The organism is Palleronia aestuarii, assembly GCF_003253995.1.
GTDB classification, from domain to species: Bacteria; Pseudomonadota; Alphaproteobacteria; order Rhodobacterales; family Rhodobacteraceae; genus Palleronia; species Palleronia aestuarii.
Genome location: NZ_QKZL01000009.1, coordinates 45,166 through 65,806 on the forward strand (window position 1 = coordinate 45,166; position 20,641 = coordinate 65,806).

The following is a 20,641-nucleotide window of genomic DNA, read 5'->3' on the forward strand; positions in this document are numbered from 1 at the left end:
CTCCTTTCGGACGATCAAGAGAAATCGGCGGCATACTCGTCCAGCGCGGATTTGAGACGGTCGGCGGCGTCGCCCTTGATCTTCGGATCCTCGTTGGTGATCCAGTCGAGCACGTCGCGCTTGTTCGTCCGCATGTGATTGATGAGCCCCTCCTCGAAACGGCCTACATCGTTGACCGGCACGTCGTCGAGATAGCCTTCCGTCCCCGCGAAGATGACGCAGACGATTTCCGCGTTGGTAAGCGGCGAATATTGCGGCTGCTTCATCAGTTCGGTCAGGCGCTTGCCGCGATTGAGCTGGCGCTGCGTCGCCTGATCGAGGTCGGACCCGAACTGCGCGAAGCTTTCCATCTCGCGGTACTGCGCGAGTTCGAGCTTGACGGGGCCCGCAACGGACTTCATCGCGTTCGTTTGCGCGGACGACCCCACGCGGCTGACCGAGAGGCCGGTGTTCACGGCCGGACGGATGCCTTGGTAGAACAAGTCGGTCTCGAGGAAGATCTGCCCGTCGGTGATCGAGATCACGTTGGTCGGAATGAAGGCGGAGACGTCGCCGCCCTGGGTCTCGATGATCGGCAGCGCCGTCAGCGAACCGGCCCCGAAATCCTCGTTCAGCTTCGCGGACCGCTCGAGCAGCCGGGAATGGAGATAGAACACGTCGCCGGGATAGGCTTCGCGCCCGGGCGGACGGCGCAGGAGCAGCGACATCTGGCGGTAGGCCACGGCCTGCTTCGACAGGTCATCGTAGATGATGAGCGCGTGACGGCCGTTGTCGCGGTAATGCTCCGCGATGGAGGTCGCGCAATAGGGCGCGAGGTACTGCATCGGCGCGGGCTCGGACGCGGTGGCCGAGACCACGGTCGTGTATTCGATCGCACCGGTCTCCTCGAGCTTCTTGACGAGCTGCGCCACGGTCGAGCGCTTCTGCCCGATCGCCACGTAGATGCAGTAGAGCTTCTTGCTCTCGTCGTCGCCGGCGGCGTCGTTGTAGCTCTTCTGGTTCAGAATCGTGTCGAGCGCCACGGCGGTCTTGCCGGTCTGGCGGTCGCCGATGATGAGCTCGCGCTGGCCGCGACCGATCGGGATCATGGCGTCGATGGCCTTGAGACCCGTGGGCATCGGCTCGTGGACGGATTTACGCGGGATGATGCCAGGCGCCTTAACGTCTGCCACCCGGGTTTCCGTCGTCTCGATCGCGCCCTTGCCATCGATCGGCACGGCGAGACCGTTCACAACCCGGCCGAGCAGCGCGTCGCCCACCGGCACGGAGACGATGGAATTAGTGCGCTTGACCGTATCGCCTTCCTTGATCTCGCGGTCGGAGCCGAAGATCACGACGCCCACGTTGTCGGTCTCGAGGTTGAGCGCCATTCCCTGGATGCCGCCCGGGAACTCGACCATCTCGCCGGCCTGGACGTTGTCGAGCCCGTAGACGCGGGCGATCCCGTCGCCCACGCTGAGAACGCGGCCGACCTCGGCCACCTCCGCTTCCTGACCGAAATTCTTGATCTGGTCCTTCAGGATCGCTGAAATCTCGGAAGCTTGGATGCCCATTATCCGACCTCTCTCATGGTGTTCTGGAGTGCGTTCAGCTTCGAGCGGATCGAGGTGTCGATCATCTTCGAGCCGACCTTGACGACGAGACCGCCGATGAGACTCTCATCGACGCTCAGATTGATGTTCACGTCCCGACCGACCGAGGATTTCAGCGTCTCGGCGAGCTTGCGGCGCTGCTCGTCGGTCAGTTCCGTGGCGGCGGTCACGTCGGCGGTGATCTCGCCCTTCTCCTCGGTGATCCGGCGGCGCAGGTCGCGCACGAGTTCGGGGAGCACGAAGAGCCTGCGCTTCGACGCCATCAGGCGGAGCGTGTTGGCCATGTAGGACGACAATTCCATCCGCTCGGCGATCGCAGAGATCGCGGCCTGCTGCTCGTCGCGCGCATAGAGCGGCGAGTGGATCAGGTCGCGGAAATCCTCGCTGTCGTTCAGAGACGAGGAGATCGTGTCGGTATCGGCGCGAAGCTGATCGAGCGACCCGTCCTCCTTGGCCAGCTCGAAGATGGCAATGGCATAGCGCGAAGCGATGCCAGTCGAGATTGATGCCGGTTCGGACACGTCCACCCTTTCGATCGTCTTGCCGCCCCGACTGCCCTGCGGGGCTGAACAAGGCGAATTGGTCCCGTGCCGAGGGCACGCGTCAAAATCGAAGTTGCTCTAGCAGAGGCATTAAGACCCCGCAACCGCCTAAGCCCGCTTGAGCGGAACCACCCCGCCGGACATCGATCTGGCCTGCCCCGGCACCGGCTGGGTCGCGGCATCGAGAACCTTGAGCGGACGACGCGCCGCATTGCGCAGTCCGCCGGACCGCGCCGGGACCTGTTTCGCGGCCTCTACGATGAGCACGCCGCCGGCGAACCGCCCCGTGATCGAGCGACCGGTCCGCTCCAGAAGCCCGCCCGTTCGCATCCAGAAGGGCTGCTCGGACGGCGGCTGGAAAAGGGCGGCCGCATGACCATCGGGGTTGAAATCATGCTCTCGCAGCAAGGTTTCCAGCTGCGTGAGCGAATAGGGCCGGCCGAAACCGAAGGGCGTGCGGTCGTGGCGCGACCAGAGACCGGCCCGGTTCGGCACGATGAAGAGCGCCCGCCCCCCGGGCCCGAGCGTGCGGTAGCATTCGGCGAGGAGCGCCGAGGGGTTCTGCGAGGTTTCGAGCCCGTGCAGGAGGACGAGCCGGTCGATCTGCCCGGTCTGGATCGGCCAGAGCGTTTCCTCGCAAAGCACGGAGACATTGGGGCGGCCCGGCGGCCAGGGCATGACGCCCTGCTGCCCGGGCATCAGCGCGATCACCCGGCGCGCGTCGGCAAGAAAGGGTCTGAGCAGCGGCGCGGCGAAGCCGAACCCCGCGACCGTCTGGCCCCGCGCATCCGGCCAGAAGCGCACCACCTGATCACGGATCGCCCTCTGCGCCGCACGGCCCAGGCGCGTGCGGTAATAGAACGTCCTCAGATCAAGCACGTCGAGATGCATTGCCGGCTCCCCCCGGTGCCTTAGTCTCTAGGGAGATACTAGGGACGAACGAGGCCGATCACCATGCCCATCGAGATCGTGACGATACCGTGTCGAACGGACAATTATGCGTTCCTCCTCCATGCCGGGGGCCGCACCGCACTCGTCGACGCGCCGGAGGCCGCGCCGGTGCTCTCGGCCCTCGACGAACGGGGCTGGTCGCTCGACGAGGTCTGGATCACCCACCATCACGGCGATCACGTGGAGGGATTGCCGGGCCTGAAGGACGCGCATCCCGACCTGATCGTCCTCGGGGCCGCCGCCGATGCGGGGCGGCTCCCGCCTCTCGATCGGGAACTCGCCCCCGGGGAGCCCTTCGATTTCGCGGGGCATCGCGTGGACGTGATCGACGTTCCCGGCCACACGGTCGGGCATGTGGCCTTTCACGTCCCTGACGCGAACGCCGCCTTCACGGCCGACAGCCTGATGGCGCTCGGCTGCGGACGTCTTTTCGAGGGCACGCCTGCGATGATGTGGGACAGCCTGCAGCGGATTGCCGCGCTTCCCGACGAAACGATGATCCATTCCGGGCACGAATATACCGAGACGAATGCACGTTTCGCCCTGACGATCGAGCCGGAGAACCCCAATCTCGTCAGGCGTGCGCGCGAGGTCGAGGAGGCGCGGGCGGCGGGTCGCGCGACCGTTCCCTCTTCGCTCGCCGAGGAAAAGGCCACCAACCCGTTCCTCAGGGCCCACTTGCGGGAGCTGAAGTCCGCCATATCTATGGAAAAAGCCGAGGACGAGGAGGTCTTCGCGGAGGTTCGCTCGCGAAGGGACAGTTTCTGATCGGCTGGAAGTTTCATCACTTCCACGACGCTTCGTCACGCTTGCACGAATTGTGACCGGATCGGGGCAGAAATCTCTTGAAGGCACGTTGCAAACAACGAACCTTTAACCCTGAGAGACCACGGTGGAGTTGCTTAAAGGAGCATCCGCCAAACATAGAGGAGCGCGCCCGTGCCTTCATTCTCCACGACGCTCGAACAAGCAATTCATGCCGCGCTCGCCCTGGCGAATTCGCGACGCCATGAACTTGCCACCCTGGAACATCTCCTGCTGGCCCTGACGGACGAGCCCGACGCGGCGAAGGTGATGCGAGCCTGTTCGGTGGACCTGGGGGATCTGAAGCAGACGCTTGTCGATTTCATCGATGACGATCTGTCGACGCTCGTGACCGAGGTCGACGGATCGGAGGCGGTGCCCACGGCCGCATTCCAGCGCGTGATCCAGCGCGCCGCAATCCACGTCCAGTCCTCTGGACGGACGGAGGTGACCGGTGCCAACGTGCTCGTCGCGATCTTCGCGGAACGCGAATCGAACGCAGCCTACTTCCTGCAGGAGCAGGACATGACCCGGTACGACGCGGTGAACTTCATCGCCCACGGCGTCGCGAAGGATTCCAGCCATGCCGAGCCGCGTCCGATTTCGGGCGCCTCGGACTCTGAAGAGGAATCGGTGCAGGTGGAAGAGGGTGACGGAAAGGAATCGGCGCTGGCCAAGTACTGCGTCGATCTGAACGCGAAATCGGCCAAGGGTGACGTCGACCCGCTGATCGGTCGCGAACACGAGGTCGAGCGCTGCGTCCAGGTTCTCTGCCGACGGCGCAAGAACAATCCGCTGCTCGTGGGTGATCCCGGCGTCGGCAAGACCGCCATCGCCGAGGGGCTCGCGCGCAAGATCACCCAGGGCGAGACGCCGGAGGTGCTCTCGAACACCACGATCTACTCCCTCGACATGGGCGCGCTTCTGGCGGGCACCCGCTATCGCGGCGATTTCGAGGAGCGGTTGAAGGCCGTGATGTCGGAGATGGAGGAGCACGAGGACGCGGTCCTCTTCATCGACGAGATCCATACCGTGATCGGCGCCGGAGCCACCTCCGGCGGCGCGATGGACGCGTCGAACCTCCTGAAGCCCGCGCTGCAAGGCGGCAAGCTGCGCTGCATGGGCTCGACCACCTACAAGGAGTTCCGGCAGCATTTCGAGAAGGACCGCGCGCTCAGCCGCCGGTTCCAGAAGATCGACGTGAACGAGCCGTCGGTGGAAGATAGCGTGAAGATCCTCAAGGGCCTGAAGCCCTATTTCGAGGATCACCACGACATCAAGTACACCCACGACGCGATCCGCACGGCGGTGGAGCTTTCGGCGCGTTACATCAACGACCGCAAGCTGCCCGACAAGGCGATCGACGTGATCGACGAGGCCGGCGCGGCCCAGCATCTCGTGGCGGAATCGAAGCGCCGCAAGACGATCGGCACGCGCGAGATCGAAGCCGTGGTGGCAAAGATCGCCCGCATCCCGCCGAAAAACGTCTCCAAGGACGATGCGGAGGTGCTGAAGGATCTCGAGAGCACGCTGAAGCGCGTGGTCTTCGGGCAGGACGCGGCGATCACCGCGCTCTCCTCGGCGATCAAGCTCGCCCGTGCCGGTCTCAGGGAGCCGGAGAAGCCCATCGGCAACTACCTCTTCGCCGGGCCCACGGGCGTCGGCAAGACGGAGGTGGCCAAGCAGCTTTCCGACAGCCTCGGCGTCGAACTCCTGCGCTTCGACATGTCGGAGTACATGGAGAAGCACGCCGTTTCCCGCCTCATCGGCGCGCCTCCGGGCTATGTCGGTTTCGACCAGGGCGGGATGCTCACCGACGGGGTGGACCAGCATCCGCATTGCGTGCTGCTTCTCGACGAGATCGAGAAGGCGCATCCGGACGTGTTCAACATCCTTCTGCAGGTGATGGACCACGGCAAGCTCACCGATCATAACGGTCGGTCCGTCGATTTCCGCAACGTGATCCTGATCATGACCTCTAATGCGGGGGCGTCCGACATGGCGCGGGAAGCGATCGGTTTCGGCCGCGACAAGCGCGAGGGCGAGGACACGGCAGCCATCGAGCGGCTCTTCACGCCGGAATTCCGCAACCGGCTCGATGCGGTGATCAGTTTCGGCGCCCTGCCGAAGGAGGTCATCCTGCAGGTTGTCGAGAAGTTCGTCCTGCAGCTCGAGGCGCAGCTCATGGACCGCAACGTCCATATCGAGCTCACCCCCGCCGCTGCCGAATGGCTGGCCGACAAGGGCTACGACGACAAGATGGGCGCCCGCCCGCTCGGTCGCGTGATCCAGGAGAACATCAAGAAGCCGCTCGCGGAGGAGCTTCTCTTCGGCAGGCTTGCCAAGGGTGGCATGGTGCTCGTCGCGGTGAAGGACGGGGAGATCGAACTGCAGATCGACCCGCCCGAGACGAAGCGACTTTCGTCGAAGAAGCCGCCTCTCCTAACGGCCGAATGACGTCGCCGCGCCCCTTGTGGGGTGCGGCACCGAGCTCGAGATGACCGAACCGCCCCGCGATCCCCGTCGTGGGGCGGTTGCTCGTTCGGCGTTCGAGAAGTTTCACCCTCGGCGCGGACGGGCCTAGCGCTCCGTCAACTTCATCTCGATCCGCCGGTTCTGCGCCCGCGCTTCCGGCGAGGACCCTTCGGCGACCGGGCGGTAGGCACCGAAGCCCGTTGGGGCGAGGCGACGGGCGGGAAACCCCAGATCGTCGGACATGAAGCGGACGACCGACAGCGCGCGGGCCTGACTCAATTCCCAATTGTCGGCGTAACGGCCATTCCCGGAAATCGGCACGTCGTCGGTATGCCCGTCCACGCGGATCACCCAGTCGATACCCGGCGGGATGTCGTCCGAAATCTCCTCGAGGATCGATGCCACCCGGCGCACCTGATCGCGTCCCTCGTCGGACAGCCGCGCGGAGCCCGACGGGAACAGCACCTCGCTGTCGAAGACGAAACGGTCGCCGGAAACCGCGATCCCCTCCCGATCCCCGACAACCTCCCGGAGCTTGCCGAAGAATTCGGAGCGGTACGTCTCCAGACGCTCCCGCTCCGCCTCCTCGAGTTCCGCGCGGCGCCGCTGTTCGGCCGCCTCCCGCGCCAGGGCCGCATTGAGCTGGTTTCCGAGGGATTCGATCTCGAGATCCTGCTCCGAGCCCGCGCTCTGCTCGGCGTCGAGGAGTGTCTGCATCGCGGAGAGCTCTTCGCGCAACCGCCCGACCTGCGCATTGAGGAGCGCCACTTCGCGGCGTGCCTCTGCCGACACCTCTTCCTCGTCCGCCAGGGCCGAGCGCGCCTGTGACAGCAGTACGGCGCGGGTCTCCGCCTCGGACAATCGCGTCTCCGCCGCCTCCTCCGCCGCAAGGCGCTCGGCCAGTGCGGCTTCGAGCCTGTCGCGGAGCGTGGCAAGCTCGGTCTCCCGCGCCCCGATCCGCTCGGCGGCGGCCTCGCGTTCGGTCTCCCTCTCCTCCGACAGGGCGGTAATGCGCTCGTCGAGCCGATCTCGTTCGGCCGCCAGATCGGCGCGCGTCGCAAGCGCCGCGGCAAGCCGGGTCCGTTCCGCGTCGAGCGTCGCGGCGAGTTCGGCGCCATCCGATCGCGCCCCGGCGAGATCCGCCTCCAGGTCTTCCTGCGCGAGAAGCGCCGCGGCGAGCCGGGCGTCGAGATCGGCTTCCGCGCTCCGCGCCGCCGCGAGTAGCGTCAGTGTCTCCTCCGCCCGTGCGCGTTCGGCATCGAGTGCGAGGGCAGCGGCCGAAAGCTCGGTTTCCGAGGCCTCGAGACGTGCGCGCAGGACCTCCGCCGCAGCCGCCTCTGTGAGCCGCGCGGCCTCGCTCTCCGACAGGTTGGCGGTCAGGGTCTCCACCTCCTCCCCGCGCGCCGAGAGATCCTCGCGCAGATCGGCCGTCAGTGCCTCGAGCGCATCGGCGCGCGCGGCGGCGAGGCGCGCACGCTCCGCTTCCTCGTCGATTTCGTCGCGGGCGGCGGAGAGTGCGCTGGCGAGACGGTCCCCCTCGGCAGACAGCTCGGCGCCGCGCGTCTCGAGACCGGAGATGCGCGCCCTGTCTCGCTCCCGCTCTGCCATGAGCGCGTCCATCCTCTCCTCGAAGCCCGCGATCCGGCCCGCCTGGTCGGCTGTCGTGGCCTCAAGCGCGTCAATCCGTTGCGAGCGGTCGTCTAGAACAGCAAGCAGGTCGTCGCGCTCCCCCTCCAGCGCCTCGGTCCGCGCGGTCGCGAGCCCCAGCGCCTCCGTGAGGCCCGCGACCTCCTCGGACAGCGTGCCGAGGCGGGTCTGCTGCCCCGAGATTTCCTCGCGCAGGACGAACTGCACGACCATGAAGATCGTCAGGAGGAACATCATCACGAGGAGGAGCGCGGTCATCGCATCGACGAAGCCCGGCCAGATCGAGGCCGTCACGCGATGGGTCGATCGCCGCATGAGCGCCATCGGCTATCCCTGACGTTCCGTGAGATCGGCACGCGCCGGCGGGCGGGTCAGCATCCGGCCGAGCGTACGGATCTCCTGGCCAAGCTCCGCCGTCATTTCCTGCCGCCCGGCGGATATCTCCTCGAGAAGCCGCAGCATCTGCACGTCGATGGACCGCAGGCGCATCCGGCTCTCCGCATCGATCCCGCCCGCCTCGTTCACCGCCTCGAAGCTCGCGGCCAGCCGCTCCTGACCGTCGGCGACACGCATCAGCGCGTGCCCGAGCGCAGTGTCGCGGTCGATCCGCTCCGCGATCCTCTCGAGATTGCCCGCGAGGATGCCGAGCTGATCGTCCACCGCCGCGCGCGCCTGGTCGGAGGCGGCGAACATGTCCTGCAGCCGGTCGATCTGGCTCGACATGTGCTCCATGATTAGGACGGCGTTGGCCTCCTCCGACCCGCTGTCGTCCCCGGCCGCGAGCCCGATCCGGGTAATCGAGCTCAGCCATTCCTCGAGTTCGCGGAAAAAGCGGTTCTGTCCGTGTCCCGCGAAGAGTTCCAGGAGGCCCACGACCAGCGATCCGGCGAGGCCGAGCAGCGAGGAAGCGAAGGCCACGCCCATCCCGCCCAATTGCCGCTCGAGCCCGCTCATCAGTCGCCCGAACACCTCGAGACCGTCCTCGCCTTCCGTGGGGGCGAGGGTACGGATCGTGTCGACAATCGCGGGAACCGTGGTGGCCAAGCCGTAGAACGTGCCGAGAAGACCGAGGAAGATGAGCAGGTTGACGATGTAGCGGGTGATGTCCCGCGCCTCGTCGATCCGCGTCGCGACGCTGTCGAGGATGGAACGCGACGCGGTCGCCCCGATCTCCCGCCGCCGCCCGCGCGACCGCAAGAGCGTGGCCAGCGGCGCGAGAAGCCGCGGCGCGCTGGAGAATTGCGGATCGGGCCGGTCGGAGGCGTAATCCTCGAGCCAGCGGACCGACTGGATGATTTGGAATTCCTGCCAGAAGCAGGAGAGGATCCCGATGACGAAGACGAGCGCGATGAACCCGTTCAGGAGAGGATTGGCGAGGAAGACCGGCGCGACGCTTGGATAGGCCAGCCAGCCGCCGATCCCGACGAGGACGAGGACCCCGAGCATGAGCAGGATCTGTCGCGTCGGTTGCGTGAAGATCCGTCCTGCCCTGCGCTCCCTCGGGGCCGCCATGCGCCTCACCTGTTGTCGTGCGTCAAGCCTCGTTAGTAACGGAAGCGGCGGTATACGCCAAGACTTTCACTCCATTGTGGTTTTCAGTTCCCGGACACGCGCGGTCAGCCATTCGAGATCGGGATCGGCGATGCCGAGTTCGGCCAGATGCGCGGTCGTGTTGTAGAGGTACTCGTCGTTCGGACCGCGATCCCCGGTCGCGGTTGCAATGATCTGCGCCTGTTCCTCGAGCGCAAGACCGCTGCAATACTGCGCATGGTCCGGATCGATGACATAGGCGAGCGCGCGGATGCTCTGCCCGTTCTCATCCATCAGGCTCACGTGCCGCTCCAGATAAGCCGAGGAGATCAGCTCTCGTTCGCGCAGAGCCGCGAGGGTCGCCTCCTCCGCGCCCTCCGCGACACGGATCGCCACGCCCTTGCAAGCGGTGCCCGGATCGGCATCGAGCGCGAGGACAAGACCCGGCTCCGCGACCGATCCGCGATGATGGATCGAGCGCATGCAGAAGCTTCGCGCATAGTCCGGCAAGGTGGCGATCCGCCGCTCGGCCACCGGAAATCCCGGATTCCAGACAAGCGATCCGTATCCGAAGACCCACATTCCGTCCGCTGCCATCGCTGGTCCTTTCATGCCGGCGCCTGTAGACACCAGACATGGATATGATGGAAGGCCCACAGCGGGCTGCTACGCCATGATCCGGATCGTCTGGATCGTCCTTGCAGCGGCGATCGCATGGTCCGTCTGGTGGTTCGTCGGATCGACCGCGCTGGAACGCCAGTTGCGGTCGGGGATCGAGGAAATGCGGGCGGCGGGCTGGGAGATCGCGCTCGACGATCTGTCGGTCCGGGGCTTTCCCAACCGCTTCGACACGACGTTCGACACCATCCGCGCGACCGATCCGGATCGAAACGTCACTTGGGAAGCGCCGTTCTTCCAGATCCTTGCGCTGAGCTACCGACCGAACAGGATCATCGCCATCCTGCCCGACACCCAGAGGATCGAGGGTGATTTTGGCACGGTCGATGTCGCGACGGATCGCGCGCGCGGATCGGTCCTTTTCCGGCCCAATACCGCCCTCACCCTCGATCATAGCGAGTTCGTCATCGAGGAGCTCGACCTCGCGGGGCCGGAAGGGCGGTACACGATGGAGGAGCTGCTTTTCGCGACCCGACTGCCCGTGGGCTCCGACGACGGCAGCGTGCAGAATGTCGGCCTCACGATCCGAAATCTCGATCTCTCCGGCGGGTTGGAAGAGACACCGGGGCCCGCGCGGATCGACTACGCGACCCTCAATGCCGATATCTCGCTCGATGCGCCCCTCGACCGGCACGCATTCTCGGAACCGCCCCGGATCACGGGCATGGAACTTACCACGTTCCGGATCGACTGGGGCGAGGTGCGGCTCACCGCCGAGGGTTCGGTCGAGATCGGCGCGGATGGACGACCCGAGGGCGTCATCGATGTCGAACTGGAAAACTGGGAGGCGGCACTCGACCGCGCGGCGGCGCTGGGTCTCGTCGAGCAGGACGACGTGGCCGGGATCCGGCAGGCCGCGGGGCTTCTTTCCGGGTTCGGAGGCGGCGGGGAGACCATGGCGCTGCCGCTGACCTTTCGCGATGGACAGATGACCTTCGGTCCCGTGCCGCTCGGCCCCGCACCGCGCCTGCCGCCTAGCTGAACTGCTCCCGGATCAAGCGCTCCTCGAGCCCGTGACCGGGATCGAAGAGGATCGAATGCACGATGCTGGGCTCGCTCCGGACCTCGACGGAGACCACGTCGCGGACCGACCGTCCGTCCGCATCGGCCATGACCGGACGCTTCTCCCCCTCGAGCGCGTCGAACCGGACGACGGCGTTCTTCGGCAGAAGCGCACCGCGCCAGCGCCGCGGGCGAAAGGCGGCCATCGCGGTAAGCGCGAGCACATCCGCGCCGATGGGCAGGATCGGCCCGTGCGCGGAGTAATTGTAGGCGGTGGACCCTGCCGGCGTCGAGACGAGCGCCCCGTCGCAGACGAGTTCGTCGAGGCGGACACGGCCATCGACGCTGATCCGGAGCTTGGCCGCCTGCGGACCCGCGCGCAGAAGCGAGACCTCATTGATCGCGAGCGCCTCGCGCACCGTCCCGTCCACCCGCGTGGCCCGCATGGAGAGCGGGTTGATCGTCTCGAGCTGTGCCGCATCGAGCCGCTCCATCAAGTCTTCCTCGTGGAACTCGTTCATCAGGAAGCCGATGGTGCCGCAATTCATCCCGTAGACAGGCGCGTCGAGCGTCCGCGTGTCGTGCAGCGTCCGCAGCATGTGTCCGTCGCCGCCGAGCGCGACGATGACCTCCGCTTCCGGGAGCGGGACGGTGCCGTAGCGCGTCTCGAGCCGGGCGAGCGCGTCCTGCGCCGCATCGGCGTCGCTGGCCAGGATGGCGATGGTTTTCGGCATGTGGTGTTCCCGCGTCCTCCGCCGCGGCACGGTGACGGCCCGCGGCACGGATGACAAGGCTCGCCTCCCCGTTCCCCTTACGGAAATCTCTTTTGCACTAGGCCGATTTGGTGTACGCGCGGCGCACCATCCGCCCGAAGGAGCTCGCCCATGAATGCCCCGCACCGCGACGACGGCTTTTTCACCAAGAGCCTTGCCGAAATCGATCCCGATCTCGCCGCCGCGATGGGCGACGAACTTACCCGGCAGCGCGACGAGATCGAGCTCATCGCGTCGGAGAACATTACCTCCCTCGCGGTCCTGCAGGCGCAGGGCAGCGTGCTGACGAACAAGTACGCCGAGGGCTATCCCGGTCGGCGCTACTACGGCGGCTGCCAGCATGTCGACGTGGTCGAGGATCTGGCGATCTCCCGCGCGACGAAGCTCTTCGGCTGCGGCTATGCCAACGTACAGCCCAATTCCGGCTCCCAGGCGAACCAGGGCGTCTTCACCGCGCTTCTGCAGCCCGGCGACACGATCCTCGGTATGAGCCTCGACGCGGGCGGGCACCTGACCCACGGGGCGAAGCCCAATCAGTCGGGCAAGTGGTTCAACGCCGTCCAGTACGGCGTGACCCGCGATACGCTCCTGCCCGATTATGAGCAGATCGAGGCGCTGGCGCAGGAACACCAACCGAAGATGATCATCGCAGGCGGCTCCGCCATCCCGCGGGTGATCGATTTCGCCCGGATGCGCGAGATCGCGGATGCGGTCGGCGCCTATCTCCTCGTCGACATGGCTCATTTCGCGGGCCTCGTGGCGGCGGGCGAGTACCCCTCGCCGTTCCCCCATGCCCATGTCGCGACGACGACCACCCACAAGACGCTGCGCGGACCGCGCGGCGGCATGATCCTGACCGACGACGAGGCGCTGGCGAAGAAGTTCAACTCCGCGATCTTCCCGGGCATTCAGGGCGGTCCGCTCATGCACGTGATCGCGGGCAAGGCCGTGGCCTTCGGCGAGGCGCTCGAGCCCGGTTTCAAGTCCTACCAGCAGCAGGTGATCCGCAACGCCCAGGCGCTCGCCGACCAGCTCGTGAAGGGCGGGCTCGACATCGTCACGGGCGGGACCGACAGCCACCTTCTCCTCGTCGACCTGCGCCCCAAGGGCGTGAAGGGCAATGCCACCGAGACCGCGCTCGGCCGTGCCCATATCACCTGCAACAAGAACGGCATCCCCTTCGACGACGAGAAACCTACGGTGACGTCGGGCATCCGCCTCGGGTCGCCGGCCGGGACGACGCGCGGCTTCGGCGAGCCCGAATTCCGCCAGATCGCCGACTGGATCGTCGCGGTGGTGGACGGTCTCGCGGCCAATGGTGCCGACGGCAATTCGGAGATCGAGACGCGTGTCCGGAACGAAGTGACGGAGCTTTGCGCCCGTTTCCCCATCTATCCCGGCCTCTGACTGTCCGGGACCGATCGACGCGATGCTGAACACGCTCGTCAGCGGCGATGAGGGCGCGCCCCCTCTCCTCATCGCCCATGGCCTCTTCGGGTCGGCCCGGAACTGGGGCGCGGTCCAGAAGCGGCTGTCCGACACGTACCGCGTCACGGCGGCCGACATGCGCAACCATGGCGACTCGCCCTGGGAAGACGCGCACGACTATCCCAGCATGGCCGACGATCTGGCCGCGCTCCTCGATGCGCCGAGCTTCGTTCTCGGTCACTCGATGGGCGGCAAGGCCGCGATGGCGCTCGCGCTGCGTCACCCCGACCTCGTCGCCGGGCTGATCGTCGCGGATATCGCGCCGGTCACGTACGAGCATACGCAGACGCATCTGATCGACGCGATGCGAACGCTCGACCTGTCCGCGATCGAAAGCCGCCGCGAGGCGGATGCCCAACTCTCCGCGCAGATCGACGAGCCGGGCGTGCGCGCGTTCCTCCTCCAGTCCCTCGACGTGCCCGGCAAACGCTGGAAGCTGAACCTCGACGTGCTCGAGCGCGAGATGCCGAAGATAATCGGCTGGCCGGAGATCGACGCACAATTCGACGGACCGACCCTCTTTCTTTCCGGCGCGAAGAGCGACTACGTCCTACCGGAGTATCGCGAGCGGGCCCGCGCACTCTTTCCGAACGCGCGTTTTGCCGAGATCAAGGATGCGGGCCACTGGCTCCATGCAGAGAAGCCCCGCGACGTCGAGACGACGGTCCGCGGCTTTTTCGGCGACATCACGCGTATGCCGTCCGACCACCGAGTTTGAGTGGGGAAGCGGAGGAACATCTTTTCGGTGGCCGCGGTTGGTGTCCGTTCATGACCAAAGGAGAACCCGGTATGACCCTCACGACCCGCATCCTCGCCATCCTCGGCCTTTTCGTCCTTGGAGCATGCGAAACCGTTGGAGGCGCCGGCCAGGACATCCAGACGGCCGGGCAAGCCATCGAGCGGGAAAGCAACGAGGTCCAGTACTGAGCACGGATGCGGAGGGGCGGAACCGCCCCTTCGCTTTTCACGTCAGGTGGAGGGCGCTCTTCCGGCCATGCGGCGGAGGACACCGTCGCCCTTGGAGACGTGCCAGAGGGCGCCTGCGACGTGGGCCGCGATGAGGACGAGCAGAACGGTCCAGGCATTGCCGTGGAGCCACGCGGCGGTCTCCGACAGCGTCAGGGCGGCGTAGAGGCCGGCGAGCGGCATCGCGATCAGGACGGCGTAGAAGAGGAAGTGATTGGCCCGCGAGATCCACTGGATGGCCGACGGTTCGGTGTCGGGCGGGGGCGGGGCGCCGCGGGTGGAGCGCAGGTAGAGACGGAAGAGCATGGTGAGCAGGATGGTCGTGCCGATCATCCCGTGGACGTAGGCGGTGCCGGTCCAGGACCCGCCGGACTCGGCGACCGCGTCGAAGGCATGTTCCATGCCGCTGCCGGTAAAATACTGAAATATGACGAGAAATAGGACCAGCCAGTGCGCGCCGCGCTGGGCTGAACTGTAGGTTTGTTGTGCCATCGCGATGTCCTTCCAACGATGACGGATCAACGGGACGTGAGGCCGATCGTTCCTGATGCGGCATTCGGGCGCAGATCGGGGAACATCGGGCGCCGAGGCGGCGTTGGCCCGCTGTTGGAACCGCGAAGACGCGGATCCCGTATCCCCCGGAGAAACAGATGAAAAACCCTTGGATGAGCGCCTATCTTTCGGCGGCGAACCAGATGACGTCCGCCGCGCGCGGGCAGGTCGGGGCGGAGATGAGCCGGCAGCAGACGGAAATGATGCGCGCCTGGACGGAGATGTGGATGGGGATGATGTTCCCCTGGATGAGCCAGTCCAACCGCCGCCGCTGACGTACACCGGCCGTACACCGGGCGTCGGGCTTACGTACACGGGACGTACCTCCCGCGTGCAGCGCCCGTGCGGCACGGGTACGGCTTGCGTACACGGCACGTACCGACGACGTGCACCGGACGTACACAGGCGGCGTACGCACGATTAACCACGGTTGAAGCCGCGCGCGCCACAAGGGGGAACCGCAACCCGGAGAACCCCGATGAGCCGTCCCACCGACAAAGACCGTGAGCTCGCCGCCCTTCTGGGAAAGTCCCAGACCGAGGTGCGGGCGAGCCTGCCCCATGCCTGGGACGCGATCCCGACCTTTCACCAGCCGGGCAAGTCGCGGATCACGATCCGCGTGGATCAGGACGTGGTGGCGTTCTTTCGCGCCATGGGGATGGGCTGGCAGTCCCGCGCGAACGCGGTGCTGCGCGCCTTCGTGCTGAGCCGGCAGGGCGGCATGGCGGAGGCCCCGGCACCGCCGCCCGCCCCCGCCCCTGCCCCGGCGCAGGCGGCGCCCGATGGCGGGGTGCAGGGGTTCCTCGCCCGCTGCCGCCGGGTGCGCGAGGTCCTGCGCGTCGAGGGGATCGAGGCGGATACGGAGCTGGTGGGCAAGATCGTCAAGGCCGCGGAGGGGTGAGGCCCCGCTTCGCGCTGTTAACTTCCGCGGGACCCGCGCTATGTGGTTCGCGCACATGGAGGGATCAGAATGATCACCACACGAAACGTCGTCCTCGCCGCGATCGCGGGCATCGTCGGCTGCATCGCCAATTCCATCGCCATCACCGCCGCGCTCGGCGCGCCACTTATGCCGCTCATCCTGAGCCCGGGGCGGGAATTCTTCTCCATCCTCTTCGCGATGCTCCTGATCCCGATCTTCGCGCGGATGCAGGGGGCCGCGGCCTGGATCACCGGCATCGTCGTGCTCGACGCGATCGCGTCGCTGTCGGCGAAGCTCGTCTTCGGGGCGGGCGCGCCCTGGAGCCTCGTCCTGATCTTCAACGGGATCTACGCGATCGCGGCGGTCGCGGTCTATGCGTTCGGACGCGAGCGCACGCATACAGCGCGGGCTTGAGCAGGGTGCGCGGAGGGGATAGTTTCCTCCGCGAACCGTCCAAGGAGACCTGCCGATGTTCGTCCGTTCCGTCCTGATCCTGGGCCTCCTGGCCCTCACCGCCTGCGAGACCGTCGGAGGCGCCGGGCGCGACATCCAGAGCGCGGGTCGGGTGCTCGAGCGGGAGAGCTACGAGGCGCAGCGGTATTGAGCGGGACGGTTGGTGGGGGTGCGTGGAGGCGCGCCCCTGCGGGTTTAGCAGATTTATGACGTATTATGAATTGCCTAACATAGGCGTATATCACGTGATTTTAATGTGATTTGTTGCTGACGAGTTTGAGAATTTTGCTGCGGAGCGGCAGATACATCGGAATATCCACATATTCGTGATCTACCGATAACAGTATTTCTCCCTTACTATGTCGTAGCTTTACAACTAATTCGAGACGGTATTCAAATTGATGCGAATGATCTGGCGGCTTGATGAAGGAGCAATCTCTGAAGTCGTTTAGGAGGGTCGCATGCTCGAGATCAGATTCCTTAGATACGTTATATAACTTTTCCCTATACTCTATTTTATCGTAACGTTTTTCACAAAATATCTCTGGATTTGAAAGCTTCTTATCTGGATATTCTTCAAAATATGCCCCCTCGTCATTCCACCTCAATAACCCAAACAGACGATGCCTGAGCCGTAATGTCTTTGAGATATTGCATATCTCCTCTTCGAGGATATTGAGAAGCTTATAGACATTCTGGTCATTGATTTCCCAGCAGGCATCATAGCCGGAAACGAACTCTTTGGTAGTCATACAAAAAATAAAAGTATTGTCAGCATAAAAATGCTGAATTGCATCTCCGCTAAGCAAAAGACGGCCACGCTGGATATGCCTTTGGCTGAAATGGTATGCATTAAAGACAACATACCCTCCAATCCCAGAACGATCCATATCGGTTCGATTCGAACTACCCTGCATAAAGAGGTTCACACTTCCCAATACGTGAGAGGGCGGGTTAGTCAAAAACAAAGTGTTATTTACCCAATCCTCCGATACCTCCACCAGATCCTCGAAGCTAATTATATAATCGAATTTTCCCTCGTATACATCCTGCATTTCACCGTGCTCTTTCCTTCTGTACCAATGCAATGTACCTATTCGAAGGGATTGGGCGCGATCAATTAAGTGCTCTACTCTACAGTATTTGCGAATCATGTGATTGCTTCAGAGTGTAACAAATGGCGCCCTAAAATCATCTCAACTCGTCGCATAACGGAATGCCGCAATCTTAATTTTTTCAGTCGCCTAAAAAACGCCACCTCCGTCTGCGCGGTCTTAGACTTTCGGTGCTTCGATCGGTTTACCAAAGCATCCGTTGCAAACGTCATTCATCCCGCGCGCTGCCCATCCACTCTACATCATCACATTAACTCGCCCAACCGGGTGCTGCACGCAATTGTCTGCGCCAATCGCTTTCGCCCACTCGCCCTTAAGATGGACAGTTAGCTGTCCATCTTAAGGGCGTTGATAAACGCCTCCTGCGGAATCTCGACCTTCCCGAACTGGCGCATCTTCTTCTTGCCGGCCTTCTGCTTCTCCAGAAGCTTCTTCTTCCGCGTGGCGTCGCCGCCGTAGCACTTGGCGGTCACGTCCTTGCGCATGGCCGAGAGCGTCTCCCGCGCGATGACGCGGCCGCCGATGGCGGCCTGGATCGGGATCTTGAACATGTGGCGGGGGATCAGGTCCTTGAGCTTCTCGCACATGGCGCGGCCCCGCCCCTCCGCCCGGTCGCGGTGGACCATCATCGAGAGCGCGTCCACCGGCTCGTCGTTGACGAGGATCTGCATCTTGACGAGGTGGTCCTGCCGGTAGCCGATCATCTGATAATCGAAGCTGGCGTAGCCCTTCGTCACCGATTTGAGCCGGTCGTAGAAGTCGAAGACGACCTCGTTCAGCGGCAGGTCGTAGACGACCATCGCGCGGGTGCCCGCATAGGTCAGGTCCATCTGGATGCCCCGGCGGTCCTGGCAGAGCTTCAGCACGTCGCCCAAGTACTCGTCCGGCACGAGGATCGTGGCCTTGATCCGCGGCTCCTCGATATGGTCGATATTGGCGGGATCGGGCATGTCGGCGGGGTTGTGCAGCTCCATCATCTCGCCGTCGCGCAGGTGGATGCGGTAGATCACCGAGGGCGCGGTGGTGATGAGGTCGATGTCGTACTCGCGCTCCAGCCGGTCGCGGATCACCTCGAGGTGCAGAAGCCCGAGGAAGCCGCAGCGGAAGCCGAAGCCCAGCGCGGCGGAGGTCTCCATCTCGAAGGTGAAGGAGGCGTCGTTCAGCGCGAGCTTCTCGATCGCGTCGCGCATGTCCTCGAAATCGTTGGTATCGACGGGGAAGAGGCCGCAGAAGACGACCGGCACCGACGGCTTGAAGCCCGGCAGGGCGTTTTGCGTGGGGTGCTTCTCCGTCGTGATCGTGTCGCCGACGCGGGTGTCGCGGACCTGCTTGATCGAGGCGTTGAGATAGCCGATCTCTCCGGGCCCGAGCTCTCCGGTGGAGGTCATGGCGGGGCGGTAGACGCCCACGTCGTCCACGTCGTATGTGCCGCCGGTCTTCATCATGCGGATGCGGTCGCCCTTGCGCAGCACGCCGTCGATGATGCGGACGATGACGATGACGCCGAGATACTGGTCGTATTTCGAGTCGACGAGCATGGCCTTCAGCGGCGCGTCGCGGTCGCCCTCGTGGGGCGGCGGCAGGCGGGTGACGATGGCCTCCAGCACGTCGGGGATCCCGAGGCCGGTCTTGGCGGAGATCTCCACCGCGTCGTGCGCCTCGATCCCGATCACGTCCTCGATCTGGGTCTTCACGCGGTCGGGCTCTGCGGCGGGCAGGTCGACCTTGTTGAGGACCGGCACGATCTCGTGGTCGGCCTCGATCGCGGTATAGACGTTGGCGAGCGTCTGCGCCTCAACCCCTTGGCTCGCGTCCACGACGAGGAGCGAGCCCTCCACGGCCTGCATGGAGCGGGAGACCTCGTAGGCGAAGTCCACGTGGCCGGGCGTGTCGATGAGGTTCAGGACATAGGTATGGCCGTCCTTCGCGGGATACTCGATGCGGACGGTGTTGGCCTTGATGGTGATGCCGCGCTCGCGCTCGATATCCATCGCGTCGAGGAGCTGCTCCTTCATGTCGCGCTCCGCCACCGTCCCGGTGAGCTGGATCAGCCGGTCGGCGAGGGTCGACTTGCCGTGGTCGATATGGGCCACGATGGAGAAGTTGCGGATGCGGGAAAGCTCGGTCATGGGGTCAGGATATGCCGCCGAACCGGGGACTTGTCGAGAGACGATGCATGCGGCCATCGCGCCCCCGACCGGCGACGGCGAGGAGACGGGACGAACCACGCGGGGCGTGACGCGAGGGGATGTCGGGCCGGGTTCGCGAGGCGGAAGATTTCAGTCGGGAGTGGGTCGCGCCGCGACCGGGGAGGAAGGGACGAGAGGCTGTCCTCAGCCGCCCTGTCGCGCGGCGATCCAGACGGTGTGGCGCGCGCCGCGTTTCGTGCGGCCGGCGCGGACGGCATGCGCGCGGACCTCGAACCCGGCCTGGGTGAGCCGCTTCGTGAAGGCCGCGTCCGGGGCGGCGGACCAGATCGCGAGGATGCCGCGCGGCGAGAGCGCCCGATGCGCCGAGCGCAGCCCCTCCTCCATGTAGAGCGCATCGTTGTCGGCCCGGGTGAGCCCGTCGGGGCCGTTATCCACGTCGAGCAGGATGGCGTCGAACGCGCCCTCGGCGCCACGTATCTCGGAGAGGACGTCGCCCGGCCTCACCTCCACGCGGGGATCGGCGAGGCAATCGCCGAAGACCGCCGCCATGTGGAGACCGGCCCAATCGACGAGGTCCGGCACGATCTCGGACACGATCAGGCGGGCATCGGGCGGCGCGGCCTTCTGCGCCGCGCGCAGGGTGAAGCCCATGCCGAGGCCGCCGATCAGCACGCGTGGCGCGGGACGACCCGACAGGCGATCCAGGGCGAGCGTGGCGAGCGCCTCCTCCGACCCGCTCAGCCGGCTGTTCATCAGCTCGTTCCCGCGCTCCAGGCGGATGGAGAACTCGTCGCCCCGGCGCAGGAGCCTGAGCCTGTCCCCGCCCGGCGCGGCGGCGGTCGCGAGATGTATCCAAGGCAGCACGACGGCCTCCTGTCCGCAGGGTATTCCCTTCGCCTATCCGCTCGCGGAAGCCGGCGGAAGGGTGGAGCGATGCCGGTGTTCCCCGCCCCGTGCGACGATGAGCCGGTGTGACCCGGTCCTCTCCGAACGGCCTGCCG

At 65.3% G+C, this 20,641-nt stretch carries 21 protein-coding genes; 10 read left to right on the top strand and 11 right to left on the bottom strand.

The features are described 5' to 3' along the window. Positions 1-14: 14 nt before the first annotated feature. From atpA to LX81_RS11860, 3 genes are all read right to left on the bottom strand, one after another. Positions 15-1,553: a F0F1 ATP synthase subunit alpha gene (gene atpA, locus LX81_RS11850; protein WP_111537533.1), complete on the bottom strand. Its 1,539-nt coding sequence runs from the start codon at positions 1,551-1,553 to the stop codon at positions 15-17. Continuing rightward, positions 1,553-2,119 (bottom strand): F0F1 ATP synthase subunit delta, encoded by a 567-nt coding sequence (locus tag LX81_RS11855; protein WP_111537534.1) that lies wholly within the window; start codon positions 2,117-2,119, stop codon positions 1,553-1,555. Before LX81_RS11855 ends, atpA begins: the two co-directional genes overlap by 1 nt. 123 nt (positions 2,120-2,242) lie before the next feature. Beyond that, the gene (locus LX81_RS11860) at positions 2,243-3,025 is read right to left on the bottom strand and encodes a methyltransferase domain-containing protein (protein WP_111537535.1); all 783 of its coding nucleotides are present in this window, start codon (positions 3,023-3,025) and stop codon (positions 2,243-2,245) included. A 63-nt stretch (positions 3,026-3,088) separates the two neighbouring features. Between LX81_RS11860 and gloB the strand changes: the two genes are divergently transcribed. Both gloB and clpA read left to right on the top strand, forming a co-directional pair. Continuing rightward, entirely contained in the window at positions 3,089-3,853 is a 765-nt protein-coding gene (gloB, locus tag LX81_RS11865; protein ID WP_111537536.1) for a hydroxyacylglutathione hydrolase, read from the top strand. 171 nt (positions 3,854-4,024) lie between these two features. Then, entirely contained in the window at positions 4,025-6,346 is a 2,322-nt protein-coding gene (gene clpA, locus LX81_RS11870) for an ATP-dependent Clp protease ATP-binding subunit ClpA (RefSeq protein WP_111537537.1), read from the top strand. A gap of 123 nt (positions 6,347-6,469) precedes the next feature. Here the strand turns inward: clpA and LX81_RS11875 are convergent, their stop codons facing one another. The 3 genes from LX81_RS11875 to LX81_RS11885 form a co-directional block, all read right to left on the bottom strand. After that, a complete protein-coding gene (locus LX81_RS11875; protein WP_111537538.1) occupies positions 6,470-8,335 on the bottom strand; it encodes a peptidoglycan -binding protein in 1,866 nt (621 codons plus the stop codon). Between the two features lie 3 nt (positions 8,336-8,338). After that, positions 8,339-9,523, bottom strand: coding sequence for a biopolymer transporter ExbB (locus tag LX81_RS11880; protein WP_111537539.1), 1,185 nt, complete (start codon positions 9,521-9,523; stop codon positions 8,339-8,341). Positions 9,524-9,589: 66 nt separating this feature from the next. Beyond that, entirely contained in the window at positions 9,590-10,138 is a 549-nt protein-coding gene (locus tag LX81_RS11885; RefSeq protein ID WP_234822590.1) for a gamma-glutamylcyclotransferase, read from the bottom strand. A 76-nt stretch (positions 10,139-10,214) separates the two neighbouring features. Between LX81_RS11885 and LX81_RS11890 the strand changes: the two genes are divergently transcribed. Further along, complete coding sequence (locus tag LX81_RS11890; protein WP_170133924.1) at positions 10,215-11,201, top strand: DUF2125 domain-containing protein; 987 nt, start codon at positions 10,215-10,217, stop codon at positions 11,199-11,201. Here the strand turns inward: LX81_RS11890 and LX81_RS11895 are convergent. Continuing rightward, positions 11,194-11,955, bottom strand: a complete 762-nt coding sequence (locus LX81_RS11895; protein ID WP_111537541.1) for an NAD kinase — start codon at positions 11,953-11,955, stop codon at positions 11,194-11,196. The genes LX81_RS11890 and LX81_RS11895 overlap by 8 nt on opposite strands. A gap of 150 nt (positions 11,956-12,105) precedes the next feature. Here LX81_RS11895 and glyA point away from each other — a divergent pair, with 150 nt between their 5' ends. The 3 genes from glyA (at position 12,106) to LX81_RS11910 (ending at position 14,409) form a co-directional block, all read left to right on the top strand. Further along, on the top strand, positions 12,106-13,401 hold the full coding sequence (glyA, locus tag LX81_RS11900) for a serine hydroxymethyltransferase (RefSeq protein ID WP_111537542.1): 1,296 nt from the start codon (positions 12,106-12,108) through the stop codon (positions 13,399-13,401). A 22-nt stretch (positions 13,402-13,423) separates the two neighbouring features. Then, a complete protein-coding gene (locus LX81_RS11905; protein WP_111537543.1) occupies positions 13,424-14,200 on the top strand; it encodes an alpha/beta fold hydrolase in 777 nt (258 codons plus the stop codon). A 71-nt stretch (positions 14,201-14,271) separates the two neighbouring features. Next, a complete protein-coding gene (locus tag LX81_RS11910) occupies positions 14,272-14,409 on the top strand; it encodes an entericidin A/B family lipoprotein (RefSeq protein ID WP_111537544.1) in 138 nt (45 codons plus the stop codon). Between the two features lie 42 nt (positions 14,410-14,451). Here LX81_RS11910 and LX81_RS11915 read toward each other — a convergent pair whose 3' ends face one another. Beyond that, on the bottom strand, positions 14,452-14,940 hold the full coding sequence (locus tag LX81_RS11915) for a cytochrome b (RefSeq protein WP_146259419.1): 489 nt from the start codon (positions 14,938-14,940) through the stop codon (positions 14,452-14,454). Between the two features lie 158 nt (positions 14,941-15,098). Here LX81_RS11915 and LX81_RS22205 point away from each other — a divergent pair, with 158 nt between their 5' ends. From LX81_RS22205 to LX81_RS11930, 4 genes are all read left to right on the top strand, one after another. Then, entirely contained in the window at positions 15,099-15,275 is a 177-nt protein-coding gene (locus LX81_RS22205) for a hypothetical protein (RefSeq protein ID WP_170133925.1), read from the top strand. Between the two features lie 203 nt (positions 15,276-15,478). Next, complete coding sequence (locus LX81_RS11920; protein ID WP_111537546.1) at positions 15,479-15,901, top strand: BrnA antitoxin family protein; 423 nt, start codon at positions 15,479-15,481, stop codon at positions 15,899-15,901. Between the two features lie 69 nt (positions 15,902-15,970). Continuing rightward, positions 15,971-16,336, top strand: a complete 366-nt coding sequence (locus LX81_RS11925; RefSeq protein WP_111537547.1) for a hypothetical protein — start codon at positions 15,971-15,973, stop codon at positions 16,334-16,336. Positions 16,337-16,391: 55 nt separating this feature from the next. Beyond that, positions 16,392-16,526: an entericidin A/B family lipoprotein gene (locus tag LX81_RS11930; protein WP_111537548.1), complete on the top strand. Its 135-nt coding sequence runs from the start codon at positions 16,392-16,394 to the stop codon at positions 16,524-16,526. Between the two features lie 100 nt (positions 16,527-16,626). On the opposite strand, the gene LX81_RS21890 is transcribed toward LX81_RS11930, so the two are convergent. From LX81_RS21890 to LX81_RS11940, 3 genes are all read right to left on the bottom strand, one after another. Further along, a complete protein-coding gene (locus LX81_RS21890; protein ID WP_146259420.1) occupies positions 16,627-17,430 on the bottom strand; it encodes a hypothetical protein in 804 nt (267 codons plus the stop codon). 386 nt (positions 17,431-17,816) lie between these two features. Further along, complete coding sequence (lepA, locus tag LX81_RS11935; protein ID WP_111537549.1) at positions 17,817-19,619, bottom strand: translation elongation factor 4; 1,803 nt, start codon at positions 19,617-19,619, stop codon at positions 17,817-17,819. A 204-nt stretch (positions 19,620-19,823) separates the two neighbouring features. Beyond that, entirely contained in the window at positions 19,824-20,504 is a 681-nt protein-coding gene (locus LX81_RS11940; RefSeq protein ID WP_111537550.1) for a spermidine synthase, read from the bottom strand. Positions 20,505-20,641: the final 137 nt, after the last annotated feature.

Excerpts from the sequence above, each read along its gene's own strand:
- LX81_RS11890 (WP_170133924.1), top strand. The coding sequence starts at position 10,215 with ATGATCCGGATCGTCTGGATCGTCCTTGCAGCGGCGATCGCATGGTCC.
- atpA (WP_111537533.1), bottom strand. The coding sequence starts at position 1,553 with ATGGGCATCCAAGCTTCCGAGATTTCAGCGATCCTGAAGGACCAGATC.
- LX81_RS11905 (WP_111537543.1), top strand. The coding sequence starts at position 13,424 with ATGCTGAACACGCTCGTCAGCGGCGATGAGGGCGCGCCCCCTCTCCTC.
- LX81_RS21890 (WP_146259420.1), bottom strand. The coding sequence starts at position 17,430 with ATGCAGGATGTATACGAGGGAAAATTCGATTATATAATTAGCTTCGAG.
- LX81_RS11920 (WP_111537546.1), top strand. The coding sequence starts at position 15,479 with ATGAGCCGTCCCACCGACAAAGACCGTGAGCTCGCCGCCCTTCTGGGA.
- LX81_RS11915 (WP_146259419.1), bottom strand. The coding sequence starts at position 14,940 with ATGGCACAACAAACCTACAGTTCAGCCCAGCGCGGCGCGCACTGGCTG.
- LX81_RS11895 (WP_111537541.1), bottom strand. The coding sequence starts at position 11,955 with ATGCCGAAAACCATCGCCATCCTGGCCAGCGACGCCGATGCGGCGCAG.
- LX81_RS22205 (WP_170133925.1), top strand. The coding sequence starts at position 15,099 with ATGAAAAACCCTTGGATGAGCGCCTATCTTTCGGCGGCGAACCAGATG.
- glyA (WP_111537542.1), top strand. The coding sequence starts at position 12,106 with ATGAATGCCCCGCACCGCGACGACGGCTTTTTCACCAAGAGCCTTGCC.
- LX81_RS11925 (WP_111537547.1), top strand. The coding sequence starts at position 15,971 with ATGATCACCACACGAAACGTCGTCCTCGCCGCGATCGCGGGCATCGTC.
- LX81_RS11875 (WP_111537538.1), bottom strand. The coding sequence starts at position 8,335 with ATGGCGCTCATGCGGCGATCGACCCATCGCGTGACGGCCTCGATCTGG.
- gloB (WP_111537536.1), top strand. The coding sequence starts at position 3,089 with ATGCCCATCGAGATCGTGACGATACCGTGTCGAACGGACAATTATGCG.
- LX81_RS11910 (WP_111537544.1), top strand. The coding sequence starts at position 14,272 with ATGACCCTCACGACCCGCATCCTCGCCATCCTCGGCCTTTTCGTCCTT.
- lepA (WP_111537549.1), bottom strand. The coding sequence starts at position 19,619 with ATGACCGAGCTTTCCCGCATCCGCAACTTCTCCATCGTGGCCCATATC.
- LX81_RS11860 (WP_111537535.1), bottom strand. The coding sequence starts at position 3,025 with ATGCATCTCGACGTGCTTGATCTGAGGACGTTCTATTACCGCACGCGC.
- LX81_RS11880 (WP_111537539.1), bottom strand. The coding sequence starts at position 9,523 with ATGGCGGCCCCGAGGGAGCGCAGGGCAGGACGGATCTTCACGCAACCG.
- LX81_RS11930 (WP_111537548.1), top strand. The coding sequence starts at position 16,392 with ATGTTCGTCCGTTCCGTCCTGATCCTGGGCCTCCTGGCCCTCACCGCC.
- LX81_RS11885 (WP_234822590.1), bottom strand. The coding sequence starts at position 10,138 with ATGGCAGCGGACGGAATGTGGGTCTTCGGATACGGATCGCTTGTCTGG.